Source organism: Bernardetia sp. MNP-M8, from assembly GCF_037126285.1.
Lineage (GTDB): Bacteria > Bacteroidota > Bacteroidia > Cytophagales > Bernardetiaceae > Bernardetia.
Map to the genome: position 1 here is coordinate 1,320,852 of NZ_CP147012.1, position 14,853 is coordinate 1,335,704.

At 30.5% G+C, this 14,853-nt stretch carries 12 protein-coding genes; 4 read left to right on the forward strand and 8 right to left on the reverse strand.

The features are described 5' to 3' along the window. Nucleotides 1–229: 229 nt before the first annotated feature. The 3 genes from V9L04_RS05505 to V9L04_RS05515 form a co-directional block, all read right to left on the reverse strand. A complete protein-coding gene (locus V9L04_RS05505; protein WP_338793086.1) occupies nt 230–823 on the reverse strand; it encodes a hypothetical protein in 594 nt (197 codons plus the stop codon). Nucleotides 824–967: 144 nt separating this feature from the next. Continuing rightward, nucleotides 968–2,314, reverse strand: coding sequence for an RIP metalloprotease RseP (gene rseP / locus V9L04_RS05510; protein WP_338793087.1), 1,347 nt, complete (start codon nt 2,312–2,314; stop codon nt 968–970). 147 nt (nt 2,315–2,461) lie between these two features. Beyond that, nucleotides 2,462–3,577 (reverse strand): hypothetical protein, encoded by a 1,116-nt coding sequence (locus V9L04_RS05515; protein ID WP_338793088.1) that lies wholly within the window; start codon nt 3,575–3,577, stop codon nt 2,462–2,464. A gap of 92 nt (nt 3,578–3,669) precedes the next feature. Here V9L04_RS05515 and V9L04_RS05520 point away from each other — a divergent pair, with 92 nt between their 5' ends. Beyond that, entirely contained in the window at nt 3,670–4,644 is a 975-nt protein-coding gene (locus V9L04_RS05520; RefSeq protein WP_338793089.1) for an SIMPL domain-containing protein, read from the forward strand. A gap of 174 nt (nt 4,645–4,818) precedes the next feature. Then, entirely contained in the window at nt 4,819–5,343 is a 525-nt protein-coding gene (locus V9L04_RS05525; protein WP_338793091.1) for a hypothetical protein, read from the forward strand. Here V9L04_RS05525 and uvrC read toward each other — a convergent pair. The 5 genes from uvrC to V9L04_RS05550 form a co-directional block, all read right to left on the reverse strand. Continuing rightward, complete coding sequence (gene uvrC, locus V9L04_RS05530; protein ID WP_338793092.1) at nt 5,315–7,165, reverse strand: excinuclease ABC subunit UvrC; 1,851 nt, start codon at nt 7,163–7,165, stop codon at nt 5,315–5,317. The two genes, V9L04_RS05525 and uvrC, sit on opposite strands and share 29 nt — an antisense overlap. A gap of 185 nt (nt 7,166–7,350) precedes the next feature. Continuing rightward, nucleotides 7,351–8,055, reverse strand: a complete 705-nt coding sequence (locus V9L04_RS05535; protein WP_338793093.1) for a hypothetical protein — start codon at nt 8,053–8,055, stop codon at nt 7,351–7,353. Nucleotides 8,056–8,297: 242 nt separating this feature from the next. Further along, nucleotides 8,298–9,932, reverse strand: coding sequence for a hypothetical protein (locus tag V9L04_RS05540; RefSeq protein WP_338793094.1), 1,635 nt, complete (start codon nt 9,930–9,932; stop codon nt 8,298–8,300). Nucleotides 9,933–10,176: 244 nt separating this feature from the next. Continuing rightward, nucleotides 10,177–11,391 carry an 8-amino-7-oxononanoate synthase gene (locus tag V9L04_RS05545; protein WP_338793095.1) on the reverse strand — a complete coding sequence of 405 codons (1,215 nt, stop codon included), beginning with the start codon at nt 11,389–11,391 and terminating at the stop codon, nt 10,177–10,179. Nucleotides 11,392–11,499: 108 nt separating this feature from the next. Continuing rightward, on the reverse strand, nt 11,500–11,961 hold the full coding sequence (locus V9L04_RS05550) for a PepSY-like domain-containing protein (protein ID WP_338793096.1): 462 nt from the start codon (nt 11,959–11,961) through the stop codon (nt 11,500–11,502). A 646-nt stretch (nt 11,962–12,607) separates the two neighbouring features. Between V9L04_RS05550 and V9L04_RS05555 the strand changes: the two genes are divergently transcribed. Both V9L04_RS05555 and V9L04_RS05560 read left to right on the forward strand, forming a co-directional pair. Next, on the forward strand, nt 12,608–14,194 hold the full coding sequence (locus tag V9L04_RS05555; protein WP_338793097.1) for an FAD-dependent protein: 1,587 nt from the start codon (nt 12,608–12,610) through the stop codon (nt 14,192–14,194). Nucleotides 14,195–14,301: 107 nt separating this feature from the next. Beyond that, nucleotides 14,302–14,751 carry a hypothetical protein gene (locus tag V9L04_RS05560; RefSeq protein WP_338793098.1) on the forward strand — a complete coding sequence of 150 codons (450 nt, stop codon included), beginning with the start codon at nt 14,302–14,304 and terminating at the stop codon, nt 14,749–14,751. Nucleotides 14,752–14,853 lie beyond the last annotated feature (102 nt).

The window sequence follows — 14,853 nt, forward strand, 5'->3', positions numbered from 1 at the left end:
CCATAATGTATCATGTATAAACATAAAGTGAGCTTTTAAATACCAATAGCTTAACATAGAGATTGAAAATTATATATCAGTAAATTTGAAAATTACCATACATAAAAGTAGTAATCTAAAAAAAAGCATATAACAAATATAGTCATTTTCTAATATCGTTTCTATAAAGGTAATAGAGTTTTATAAAATGCACTCCTGATTTTAAAATCTTTTCTGAAGCAACTTGACTCTACATATAGAATAATTTTGGGTATTTCATTATAAAAAATTCAATACTTGTTTTTACAGCATCTGCAAGTGTAAAACTTTGATTATCAAAATCTACGACCAGTTTATTATTCGGAATAATACTGTGTTTGCTTCGGTCAATCATTTTTGCACCAAACGGAGCATAATTTATCTTTTGTGTATCAAATAAAAATATTACTTGCATAAAATCGTGTTCATAAGGTTTCCAAACATATCCTTGTTTTTCTGCATAACGAATGCGAACACGAGCATTTTTATTATTGGTATTGTCTATTTCATCCTCAATCATGATATGAGTAGAATAAACTTCCATCATTTTGGCTTCTCCTTCTAGCAGTGTATTTTTTCTCCAAATTACTAAGCTATACCAATCATCACCCTTTTCAGAAACAGAATATTTGTAGCTAGAGCCTTGATAATCAAATTGAGCTTCAAAATTGTAAGGGTCTATGGAAGAACTTGAAAGTGTATCTAAACTGTTTTCTGATTTCTCATCTTGAGCAAAAATAGAGTTTTGAGAAGAAATAAAGGTAGCAAGAAAACAAAAACATAAGATAAATTGAATAATTTTCATAAATATAAATTAGTTAAAATAAAGTTATTAAAACTGTTTTTAGGAATAATATTAAAAAACAAGGCTAAAAAGAAGAGTGAATACATTACTATTCAAAATCCACTTTTTAGCCTTATTAAAATTAGATGATATTTCAACTATTTTTTATAAAAATCCTTTTATGATTTTCCAAATATCATTTCCAAAAACAAAAATCATCAAACAAAGAATAAGAACCATTCCTACTTTTTGGGCAATTTCTAGGAATTTATCTGAAGGAGGACGACCTGTAATCATTTCATAAAGAAGGAACATAACATGTCCTCCATCAAGTGCAGGAATTGGTAGAAGGTTCATCAGAGCCAAAACCATTGACAAAAACCCTGTGATTCTCCAAAAACGATAGGCATCGAATTCCATTCCAAAAATCATTACCATTCCAATAGGACCACTCAAAGAATCAGAAGCATTAATATCTCCTTTTGCCATTTTTTTGTATGCCATTGCCTGTACTCCAATTACACCAAAAGCAGTTTCTGTTCCCACTTGTAAAGACTCTGAGAAACTATACGGACGTTCTACAAAGTTTATTTCTTTATTTATTCCTACTCCGATTGTACTGTCTTTTGCAACTGTAATAGGCAAATTCATTGTCTTACCCTCTCTTTCTACTACAAAAGTAAGTTGTTTACCTGCATTTTGATGCAATAATGCTTGAAAAGTATCGAAATCTGGTGTTGGTGTTTCATTTACTTTTACTACTCTATCCTTCGATTTTAGTCCTGCTTTGTCTGCATTTCTATCTGGTGCAATTGCACCAATCAAGAAAGGATATTTTCCATCACGCATTGTCAAAAATCCTTTTGCTTCATCTTTATCTGAGCTATAGACTTGTAAAAATTCGCTTGTAATCGGAATTTTCATTTCCTGTCCATTTCTTTCAATAGTATAATATGAATTATCGTTTAAGATAAAAGCTGGATCTAATAAATCTCTAAACGATTTTGGTGTTTCTCCATTGATATTGATTATTTTGTCACCTGTTTCTAACCCAAGACTTTTCCCAAGCTCATTTACTTCAATTCCGTATTTATTTACTTCATCTATTGGAATATATTTTTCGCCATACGTAAAAGCAATAGCAATCATTATCAAAACACCTAAGACCACATTAAAGATAATTCCTCCTAACATAATGATAAGACGCTGCCAAGCTGGTTTTGAACGAAATTCATAGGGTTGAGGCTCACCTTTCATTTGGTCAGTGTCTAAAGATTCGTCAATCATACCTGTAATTTTGACGTAGCCACCCAAAGGCAAAGCACTCAAACAATATTCTGTTTCTCCATATTTAAAACCAAATATTTTTGGAGGAAAACCAATAGAAAATTTTTCTACTCTAACTCCAAAATATTTTGCAGCCAACAAATGCCCCAATTCGTGCAATCCTACTAAAATAGAAAGCGAAGCCAAAAGCTGCAAAATTCCAATAATTACTCCTTGTATATCCAAAATTTATAATTTAATTTTTTGTTATTATCAGTTTATCTACATTCTTTCCAAAATCGTACAAAAGTAGATGGTATTAATTTGTAAAGATAGTTCTTTTAATTTTTTTTACCAATTTCGGACAACTTGGCATTTACTTTAACTGTTCTACTATAATTTTGAATTTTTAGTAGGTTTTGTACTCATTTTCTCAGCTTTCCATTCCTGATCAATTTCCTCTATACTTTGTTGTGCAGGAGGACTAAAACCAAATTCTTTTTCTTCTAACTCTTTGAGTTGCCACTGTTTGATGGCTACTTGTTTTTTGATAAGCTCTAAGGCTTCATTTATCATTCCTTTGGTTATCATGCCAAACTGTTCTTGAGATTTTGAATCGATAAGTAATGCTTCTACTAAAATTTCCGTTACTTCTTTCAAAATTCTGTTCTCTTCAACCGTTGTAGCATCTTCTACAAGCTGATTGACAACATTAAAAACAATATCTGCAATAGCTCTTTCTAGGTTTTGAGAAATAAATTCGCCCATAATCGGAACTTTTCCTATCGTTTTTATTTCTGCATTTTTCTCTACAGCTTCATTGATAAGCGTTTCTACATAGCGTTTGAGTTCATACTTATAGGTTGGATAATTTTTGGCAGCCACCACTTGCACACGTTTTGTAAGCCAAGTTGTCAAAAGATTGGAGCGAGGACGAACTACATCTTCTACTATTTTTTCTACAATCGGACTTCCCTTCATTACTTCTCCCTGCACTTCATTCAATACATTAATTACAACTCTGTCTGAAACTTCTTCAACAAAAATGGAAAAATATTTTCCTAGTGTTTTATAAATATAGGTATTTGAAAGATTGATAACTTCCATTAAGTGAAGTTTGTAAAGAATAGCAAACAAACGCAATACCCGAAATGAACGAAACGAAGGCAAACAACCCAAAACATCGTACCAATGAATAAAAGGATAAAAAAACCAACGGTGATACGTATTTAGATAAATAGCAATTGACCAACGAACCAAAATATCACTTACAAAAATGCCTACAAACACTAAGTCTATCAACGCAAAATTTTTGAAGACATAGACATTATAAAAATCATAAAATGAGGTAAGATAAGTTTTGAGAAAATCTTGAACAAGCTCAGCAGTAAACAAAAAATTGAAAATAATCAGAGTGAGATTTATCAAAACTAATATCAAAACGCCAATATCTGCTATGACTTGTGCTGTTGAAACTTTATCTTTTTGTAAATTAGAGAGATTTATCATTTTTATTAAATTTTTGTTTAGACCCTAAGGGTTTTTGAAAACCCTTAGGGTCTTGAACTCATTCTCTTTTTACCAAATTTACCTCAAATTTTATGAAAACAAATAATAGATTAACTTTATCGTTCATTTTTATTTTATTTTTCTTTAGTTCTGTTTCTTTAGCGCAAAACAGAGCCAATTATAATTATGGAAATTCGAATTATGACGCTGAAAAAAAACCAAATCAAGAACTTCCTCAAACAACAATTTTAGGATCTAGTCTACAAGAATTAGAAGCAAATGTTTTGATGAATGTAACGGCAGATGAATATGTGGCAATGTTTCATATCGAACAAAAAGGAAAAGAGCTTAAAGATGTACAGGAAAATATGGACAAACGAATAGCTAACTTTCAAAAAGGATTAATAGAGTTAGGAATCAAAGAAAACGAAATGATTATTGATTTTCTTTCGCTTGTTCCAGAATACGAATACGATGTTGAGAAAAAATTCTTTAGCAGAACCTATAATGAAGTTCCTGTGGGTTTTGAGCTTAAAAAGAATGTTCATGTTCGCTTCAAAGACAATAAAATTTTAGATAAAATAATTGCCAAAGCTGCCGAAAATGAAATTTATGATTTATCTAAAGTAGAATATTTTATCAAAGATACAGACATTCTCTATCAAAAATTACGTAAAAAGGCCTTTGAAATTATTGCTAAAAAAGAAAAACTCTATGATAGTTTGAATATAAAGTTATCTAAAGCTGAAAAAGTAGCTGATGAAAATTTTCAGACTTTTTTTCCTTTTGATAGATACCGTTCCTATGAAGCGATTTCGAAAGGAAAAACTTCTTTTTCAAAAAACTACAAAGTAAATGATAAAAATCGTTCGCCAAGTGCTTTCTATGAAAAACTAGATTATGACAATATAGAATGTATTATTAATCCGACTATTTTAGAACCTGCTGTTCAGTTATTTTTTACACTGAAAGTTCGTTATACTTTACCAAAAGAAGAAAAAGACGATAAAACAATTTATATTCTGACTCCAACAGGAGAACTCAAAAAGGTAAATTTGAAAGAGTAGAAATTTAACTAGGTCGTCGGTGAAACACCGACAACGGCAAAGAGTTATACTTTTTTCCATAAAGCAGAATTTGCAAGTTCTGTTTTATGGAAAAATAGTTGTTGTCAAATAACCTCAACAATTTGTCAAAAAAAACGTATTCTATAAAAAAGCACAAAATACTGATTTTAAAATATGACAATCTTAGAAAAGACATTATCTAATTTAGAAAAAGATATACAATACAAATGTAAGGATACAGCATGGAACCATCTTTGGACGCTTTTTAGTTTTACTGAAAAGTATGCTGGAATAGTTGATAAAAAAGGTTTCAAAATTTGGAAATACAGCAGACAGCAAGGGATATTTTACTTTACCATTATAGGAAAAATAATAGAAGTAGACGGAAATGAAAAGTTAATTCTTGATACAAAAATCAATAAATTTGCTAAGACTTTAGCACTTCTGTTTTTCTTTGCCCTCCTTTATTTCTTGTTCGATTCACCAATACAATATAAACAAGCCTATGATGGAAGTTATTATTTTTGGCATATTGACTGGAAAGAAATAATCAGAATGGTTTTGTATGTGTTTGGGCTTTTGTGTATTCTTATTCCTGTATTTTATTATGTACATAGAGTTAGAAACAAAGAAGAGATAGAGAATTTAAAGCAAAGGTTTTCAGTTTATTCTAACTCAACAAATCAGGATTATTTTTAATATATTCTTTAATCAGACGAGTACGATTTGCACCAATCAATTCCTTTAATTCTTCATCAGAAGTAACTGCAATTTTCTTAATCGATTTATATTCTAAAAGTAGTTTTTCAATAGTTGCTCTTCCTACTCCTTTTACATTTTCTAATGGATTTCGAAGGGCATTTTTGCTTCTGATATCTCTATGAAAAGTAATAGCAAAACGGTGGGCTTCATTACGCAAATGTTGAATTAGCTTTAAAGAAGGTGATTTTTTATTGATATAAATAGGATGTTGGTCTTCGGGATAAAAAACTTCTTCCAAACGCTTTGCAATTCCAACAATCGGAATTTTGCCATACACACCCAAATCTTTTAAAGCCTGCGCTCCAAAACTTAGCTGTCCTTTTCCACCATCAACAATTACTAAATTTGGCAAAGGTTGTTTTTCTTCTAAAAGTCTTCTATAACGACGATAAACCACTTCGTACATTGTCGCAAAATCGTTTGCTCCTTCTACTGTTTTTACATGATATTTTCTGTAATTTCTCTTTGAAGGCTTTCCATTCATAAAACAAACCATCGAAGAAACTGGATTTGTACCTTGTAAGTTAGAATTATCAAAACATTCAACATGCAAAGGCAATTCTTTCAAACCCAAATCTTTTTGAAGAGCTTCGACGGCTGCCAATCCTCTTTCTTGTTTTTTTTCTGCAAAATCTAGCTTTTTACGTAATCTTTCCTTTTTGAAATAACCTACATTTTTGAGTGATAAATCTAATAGTTTACGTAAATCTCCTATTTTAGGATTAATTACTTCTACTTTTGGCAAAGGAACTTCTGCCAAAATATTACTCACAATTCTTTGCGCCTCACTTCCAAAACGCTGTCTGAACTCTACAGCTACCATTGGCAAAATATCTTCTAGTGTTTCTTCAAGACGTTTTTTATAGGATTCATTGGCTGTATAAACGATACTTCCATCTTCAATTTTGAGATAATTTACATAAACAGTTGCTTCATCATCTAAGAGCGCAATTACTTCTGTATCTGAAATATTTGGGTTTGTAATAAGCGATTTACTTTGATAGGTATGAAGTGCTTCCCATTTTTCTTTTGCTTTTTGAGCTTCTTCAAACTCCATTTTTTCGGCTGCCGATTTCATTTTTGTTTTGAAATATTCTTTTGCTCGGCTCGTTTTTCCAGCCAAAATATTTCTAATTTGTTCAATATCTTTCAAATAATCCTCTTCCTCTTGCAAACCTTCACAAGGTCCTTTGCAGTTTTTGATGTGATATTCTAAACAGACTCTATATTTTTTTTCTCGTATGTTTTCTTCACTCAAATTATAAGAACAAGTTCGAAGTGTATATAATTTCTTTATGAGTTCATTGAGAGCATATAGTGTTTTTCCATTTGTATAAGGTCCATAATTTGTTCCTTGTCTTTTATTTGGAGTTCTAGTTGTAAAAACTCTAGGAAAAGGTTCATCTGTAATACAGATATACGGGTACGATTTGCCATCTTTTAATAAAATATTGTATTTAGGTTGATGTGCCTTTATCAAATTATTTTCTAAAAGTAGTGCATCAGCTTCACTATCGACAATTGTAATTTCTATATTTCTGATTTCACGAACAAGCTGCCGAGTTTTTCGATCATATTGATGCGATTTGGTGAAATAACTAGAAACTCGTTTGCGTAATTCCTTCGCTTTTCCCACATAAATAATCTCATTACTCTCATCTTTATATTTGTAAATCCCTGGTTGGCGAGGAATATTTCTGATAATATCTTTTAGATGTTCTCTTAACTCGTCTTTTGTTTTTGGATTTGATTGGCTCATAATTTTCTATCAAAAATTCTGTATTTATTCCACTTTTTATTCTAACTCAAAAAATAGCTTTTTGTCTTTTGATTTTATTTTTTTCAATAAAAAACCTGTATTCCTTTAATTTAGGCTTACAGGTTTGAACTTCCTAAGTTTAGAAAATAAATAATGTCTTTTATCAGAGTAGTTACTCCACTATTTTAAGACAACAACAACTTCTTTCCATATTTTTTATCTAATTCTGTAAAAGCAATTTGTCTTTTAGAAGAAGATTTTGAAACTCTTACTTTTTCAGCCATTTTTTTATATTCTTTGATGATGGTGCGTTCTTCTTGTGGCTCAAAGAAATAAATATACCCAGCCGACATTCCTTTGAGTGTTTCCTCTTCATCGTTCAAATCAATAAAATCTCCCAGAAAAGGAATAAAACGAAAGAACATCAAGAAATTCATATTAACAGGATTTTTATCTATAGATTGGGTAAGAGTCTTGTCTATAATGGCAATTTCTTGTCCTTCATTTACACCCAAAACATCATCAAAATAAATAATTCCTTCTTCTACATCTATATCTACAATTCGGAAAAGCGATGTATACGATTTTTCAAAAGAAGGAACAAACTTATTTAATAAAGCAGCTTCATTTGCTTCTGCTTGTTCTTTTAAGTAAATTTCATAGGCTTTATATTTATTTACTCGTTGCTCTAAAAGAACATAATCTGTAAAACAATTTCTGTGAGCAGTAGTAGCAAAATTAATTTTAGTAGCATTTTCATTGTTGATACTACCAAAAGCAGGAACAGCTTCTTGTACAAAATATCCATTATAGGCATCAAAAACAGCTTGAAGACTTTTTTTCATATCTTCAGCAAAAGTCTTGTAATAATTGAGTGTGTAATTTTCCATATTATTTCTATAAAGTCGATATAACTTTTATTTTAAGGTCTTTAGATTAAAATGTCATTGAGCCTACAAAAGTACAAAAAAACTATGGTTCAGAACATCACATAAAAAAGAAGATACTAGTCTAGTCTTTTTTTATTGAAAAAAAATAGGGCATTTGTAAAACACAAAATCCAATTAGCTTTTTTGAAGTAATTGGATTGAGTAAATTTATTGATTTTTAATTTAGTTGTGATTTTAAGCTATTAAAAATGAAATCCAACTGTTGCCACTACATTAGTTGTTGTATTTTTTATATCAATAGTAGGATTAGAATTATCAGACAAATTATAAGGTGTATAAGCCGTATTAGTCGCTTGTTGAACCACTGCCAAATCTATATAAAATGCCTTTTTATGAATACCCAAACCACCTGAAATACGAGTTTGAAAGGCATCATCATTTTCATTGCGAAACTCTTCCTTTCTTGTATTTCCATATAGTCCAACTCCACCACGTAAATAAAATGTATTCAGACGAAGCTCTGCACCTAAACGATAATTCATAGTAGAAGCATATAGATTTTTGATAGTTTGATTATCTGCTGTAAAATTAAATTCTTGAGGAGGAGTAAGCAATTTTGAAGATTCATAATTAATGAAATCTACATCAGCACTAATAAAACCAAACTTTCCTACAAAAAATGCAGCTCCTAAAGAAGCACGCAGTGGAGTTGTCATATTATATGTACTTTCTATATCAAGTGTAGTTCCATTGACATCATTCAAAACAATTGGGTCTCCATTTCCATCATCTCCAAAATAAAAATTATTATATAGTGCATTCAAACTTGCATTATATGTATCATTTACAGAAAAATAGGTTGGTGTTGTAATACTTGCTCCTACACGAACAGCATACACAGGACGGTAAATAACTCCTGCTGTAAGATTTACACCTGTTCCAGAAATAGATAAATTTTCTCCAATTATTAAACTGTTCAATGATTTTATTTGAGTTGGATCTGTTGGTTCGCCTGTTACAGTTTCTTCATAGCGTTTTTCTTCACTATATTTGAATGATTGAATTCCTAAGCCTGCACCAAAAAATAACTTATCATTATAATTTCCCCCATAAGAAAAATTCCATTGACTTTGAGAACCTGAATAATCTATTGTTTCACGTTGCAAAGTAGGTGCAACAGGTACAATTGAATAATATGTATTTTGTCCTCCATTATCATAATCAAAGTCCTCATTGATTAAATAGGCATCATAAGCTAGAGCTAATAAATCAGTTGCTCCTTCTGATGGATAAATAGAATTCCAAGGAATTCCATCAGCTTGATTTAAAAAATAATCTATAATAGAATTTTGAGAATTTGTACCTTCATAACTTGTACGTCTGTGAAAGCTATTCAAACGACTATAAGAAATAGAAAATGCTCCACCTTTATATCCTGATGAATTATTTGAAGGCAAAACAAACGCTCCTCCTAATTGGGCAAAGTTAAAATTTAGTTTTGCATCTTCTGTTGGTGCATTTTGAGAGCCTAAATTATAAGTAGCGTCAGAACCTAAAAAAGAAAGTGACGGTGAAAATGTAATTTCAGAACGCTGCAAAAATCCTAAACCAGCAGGATTGACAGAAGCCGAACTAATATCTCCACCAATGGCTGTGGCAGCACCACCAATACCTTGAATACGTGCATTTGCTCCCATGGTAGGAATAGTTTGAGCAAAACGATTGGCATCAATATAATACCCAAAAGCTCCTGATGCTACTGGATTATCTTGAGCAGAAGCAAAATGCGAATAAAATAAAGTAGTAGTTAGAGCAGCTATTCCTATAATTTTCTTTAGAGAAAATTTATTTGGTTGTATAATTTTTATAGTTTTCATTGTATAAGTTAGTTTTAGTAAAATCAATATCTAAAAAGTGTATAGAAAATGAGTAGAATAAAAACGTTTTTCTATGTAGTTTAAAAAGTAGATGCAAAAAACATTCAAAAGGTCGCATCAGTCTATCATAAATACCTAACAAACAGAATTAAAAATAGTTAATATCAAAATAATACTACTACAACTTTAACAACTAAATTATCAATAAAACTTTATCCCTGAAAAAATTTACTTTTGCAAAAATCTATTGATATAAAACCTCTAAAAATCTCAAAATTTCTTTCTTTGTATTAAAGCTATGTAAACAAATTCTTAGTCGTTCATCTCCTTTTTTTACAGTCGGACTTTTTATAGCACGAACTTCAAAACCTTCTTTTTGTAATTTTGAAGCTACTTTTTGACATTCTTCATTTCCCTTTATTGGAATAATCTGAATAGGTGTTTTTGAAGTATTAAAATTTCTATCAGAGTGTAAATCTAAAAAATATTTACTTTGTAAAACAAATAACTCTATATTATCAGAAAGTTTTTCATTTAATTCTTTTTGATGAATTTGAAGAAAATCTATTGCTTTTTTAACAGAAACTAATTGATAAAGTGGTGGTGCAGTTGTATAAATAAAAGGTAAAGCAAAATTTATAAGATAATTTATAAGTAGTTCACTTCCCAAAATGACAGCTCCCTGTATTCCAAAAGCTTTTCCAAATGTGTTTACTCTAGCAAAAACTCGTTTTTCTAATCCCAATTCTGCAACTAAACCATTTCCATTTTTTCCAAAAATCCCTGTACTGTGTGCTTCATCTACAACTACATTTGCATTGTATTTTTCACAAATTTCTACCAGTTTTAGTAGTGGACAAATATCTCCATCCATTGAATAAACTGATTCTACAACTACTAAAATAGTTTGATTTGGATTTATTTGATTCTTGTCTTTTATATATAAAATTTTCTTTTCTAAATCTTCTAAATTATTATGCTTAAATGAAAAATGACTTGCATTACTTAATCTATAACCTTCCTTTAAAGAAGCATGAACCAAACTATCATATAAAATCACATCATTATGTGTCAAAATAGAGGACAAAAGGGCAACATTTGCATGATAGCCTGAGCCAAACAAGAGAGCTTTTTCTGCATCAAAGAAATGAGCTAACTGAATTTCTACCTCTTCAAAATACTCATTATGTCCAGATAAAAGACGAGAACCTGTCGAACCATTCCGAGAGATTTTGAAACGATTACTTTGCAATTTATATTCTTCTAAAATAGAATTTTGTAATTCTTCACTACGAGCCAAACCCAAATAATCATTCGAAAAAAAATCGATATTATTTGAGTTTGATACAACTAATGAACGCAAATTATTTTCATTTTTGCGTTTATCTAATTGGTTTTGAAGGTGGCTTTCTAAATTATTTTTCAAAAGAAATTCGTGATGCTGTTCTTGTTTAAGCATACAAGAGTTTGTATTGGGGATAGTGTAATAAAATTTTTAAACAGAAAAAAAGACTTCATTCCACTTAGAATAAAGTCTTTTTTAATAATAACATTCGCTAAGAGCCATTTACTTGATTGTACTCAAAGCAGCTTCGTCAATTGAACTAACATCTTCTTCTTTAGTCATGTTTCCATCCTTATCAAAACGAAGTGCTTTTGTTTCACTAATAAAAGCTAAAAAAGTAGTTCCTGCTTCATTTTCTATTCTTCTGATATGTCCATTTTTACCAGCATGATTAGCTGAAATATATTCTTCGATTTTAGCTGGAGCAGTACCTGGATTAAGAGAAATAATAGTATCAATCCATTTTCCACTTGCATCAAAACGAGCTGATTTTACTTCATTTTCTTGTTGAAAGATAATATTATGTTCTCCATTGATTTCGTGGCAACTAATAACTTTAGCACCTGCAAATTTTTGTTCGAAAGTAGATTTTACATTAGCAGGAAGTGTCTGAGCAAATGCAAATGCATGACCTCCAAAAGCAAAAAGAAGAACAAATGAGAGTGAAGCGATAAATTTTAACATAATTAGTATAATATAAAAGATATTAGAATGATGGATAGTATTTTTATTTTTTTAAACTTCTTTGAAGCTATAAATTATTTCGATGAAACTAAGACAATTATCGTGCAAAGGAGTTAATTCTTTTTAAGAAATAAAATAATTGAATCTGATTGACATGTAACAAAATATAACAATTATGATAATAACATATTCTGAGAGCTTTAAATTAATAAGGATAACAAGACATTGTAATTTTTCTTCTATCGTTTATAAAAGGATTTACAATTCTTTTACTATGATGTTAATAGAACTAATTGCTATACTTTTTCAATTACTAAGGGTTATTTTAGTTCGATAAGTTACAGAAATACTTTTGATATTGCAATTTATCTTATTAAAATTTTAGCGTAAGGCTTTGTCTAATTCTGAATCTGTTTTTAACCAAATTCGTTTTAGATAGCTCTTTTTGATAATTTAACTTGCTACAAAAATAATATAATTTATTGATTATCAAAAAGTTATCAATATTATTTTGCAAGAAAAATCAATACTTTTTATCGTTTGATTCTTTTTCATAAAAAAGTCTATCACTAACTTTGTTAAAAAAATAATTTTAGTTTGCGTATTTTTGTAGAATAGAATATGAAAGAATAATAAATTATTAGAAATGAAAAAAGAACTCTCCTTTGTACTTCCTCCAGAAATTGCCTTTGAAAAAGAAGCCTTCGAAAAGTTTATTTATAAAAAATTGGATATTTCTTCACCTACAGAAGACGTAACTATCAGACAAACTCGTCGGTCTTTAGATGCTCGTCAGCGAGATTTGAAGGTCAATGTGTGGGCAGAAGTTTTTATAAACGAAAAAGCAACTCCAACTATTTCTTACAAAAGAGAATATCCAAGTGTCAAGAATGCACCACAAGCAATTATTGTAGGAGCAGGACCAGCAGGCATGTTTGCTGCTTTAAGATTAGTAGAGTTGGGTATAAAACCTATTTTGATAGAACGAGGAAAAGATGTCAAAAAACGAGTTTCAGATATTGCAGCTATTAGTCGTCGTCATATTGTCAATCCAGATTCTAATTATTGCTTTGGAGAAGGAGGTGCAGGAACATATTCAGATGGAAAACTCTACACAAGAGCCAAAAAACGAGGAGATTGGCGTAGAGTTTTAGAGATTTTTGTAGCACATGGAGCAAGTGAAGATATTTTGATAGACAATCATCCTCATATTGGAACAAATAAATTGCCTAGAATTGTAGCCGAAATGCGGCAAAGTATTTTAGATGCAGGAGGAGAAGTTTTGTTTGAAACCAAGGTAACTGATTTCATTATAGCAAAAGGAAAAGAAGAAGAACTCAAAGGCGTAGTTTTAGAAAATGGTGATAAAATAGAAGGAATAGGAGTTATTTTGGCAACAGGACATTCAGCTAGAGATATTTTTGAACTTTTGGATAGAAAACAAATTCTGATTGAAGCCAAACCTTTTGCTATTGGAGTTCGTGTGGAGCATCAACAAAAACTAATTGATAAAATTCAATACAAACGAGACGAACGTGAAAAATATTTACCTGCTGCATCTTATTCTCTTGTTCAACAAGTGCCTTTTGATAATTTAGAAAAAGGTGTTTTTTCTTTTTGTATGTGTCCAGGGGGCTTTATTGTTCCTGCTGCTACATTGCAAGGTGAAGTGGTGGTAAATGGAATGTCGCCGTCAAAGCGAAATTCAAAATATGCTAACTCTGGAATTGTGGTAGCGATAGATGAACGAGAATGGAATAAAAAATATGCAAAAAAAGGAGCTTTAGCAGGACTTTATTATCAAGAAGAAATCGAAAAAAATGCCTGTCAAGTGGCAGGAAACACACAAGCTGCACCAGCACAACGACTAATAGACTTCACACAAAAGAAAATATCTTCATCACTTTTAGATACTTCTTATCAACCTGGACTAATTTCGGTAGAAATGGGAAAAGTATTACCTCCTGAAATTGTAGAACGTTTGAGAATTGGTTTTAAGGCTTTTGATAAAAAAATGAAAGGTTTTCTAACCAATGAAGCGCAAATTGTAGGTGTAGAAAGTCGTACTTCTTCACCTGTTCGTATTCCTAGAGAAAGGCAAACTAATGAACATACTATTTTAAAACGTTTTTTTCCGTGTGGAGAAGGTGCAGGTTATGCTGGTGGAATTGCGTCAGCTGCTATGGATGGAGAAAGATGTGCTGAGAAATTGGCAGAATTGTATGGGAAATAAGTATGTAATTAAGAAGGAGAGAAAAATGTATTTTCTGAAAACAAACTATACTACCCTTTTAGTGATTACTCCTTTTAAAATAATTTACGCAAAAAATAAATTTCAAAATGAAACAAGTCTTATTTTTATTATTAGCTATTTTCATACTTCTTCTAAGCTCTTGTAAAAAGGAAGAAGAGTTGACTAATGAACAAAAACTGATAGGCAGATGGCTTTACGAAGAAGTAGAACAACAGGATTATAATGGAACAAATTTGGTATATGCAGAAACAGTAGATATGGACATAATTATAGAGTTTAAGTCTGACAGCACTTCAGAATCTTTATTTAGAGGACGTAGTGGGTACACATCAATAGGTGGAGGACTTTGGCGATTCTTAGATAATGGAGAAAAATTATTCTTTACGAATCCGTTAGTAGGTATTTATGTAGGCTTTACTGCAACAGTTCAAGAGTTAACTGAAAATAGATTTCATATTTTTTATGAAAATAATATAAGGCGAGATGGAGTTTTGTATAGAAGAGAAACACATATAAGAATGTCTAAATTGGAGTAAGGCAACACATCATAAGATGTAAAATCAAGTTTTTTATAGATAGAAGAAACAATAAACTATATTATTCAAAAAAACCGTTTAAAAATTTAGTTTTTGAAACAG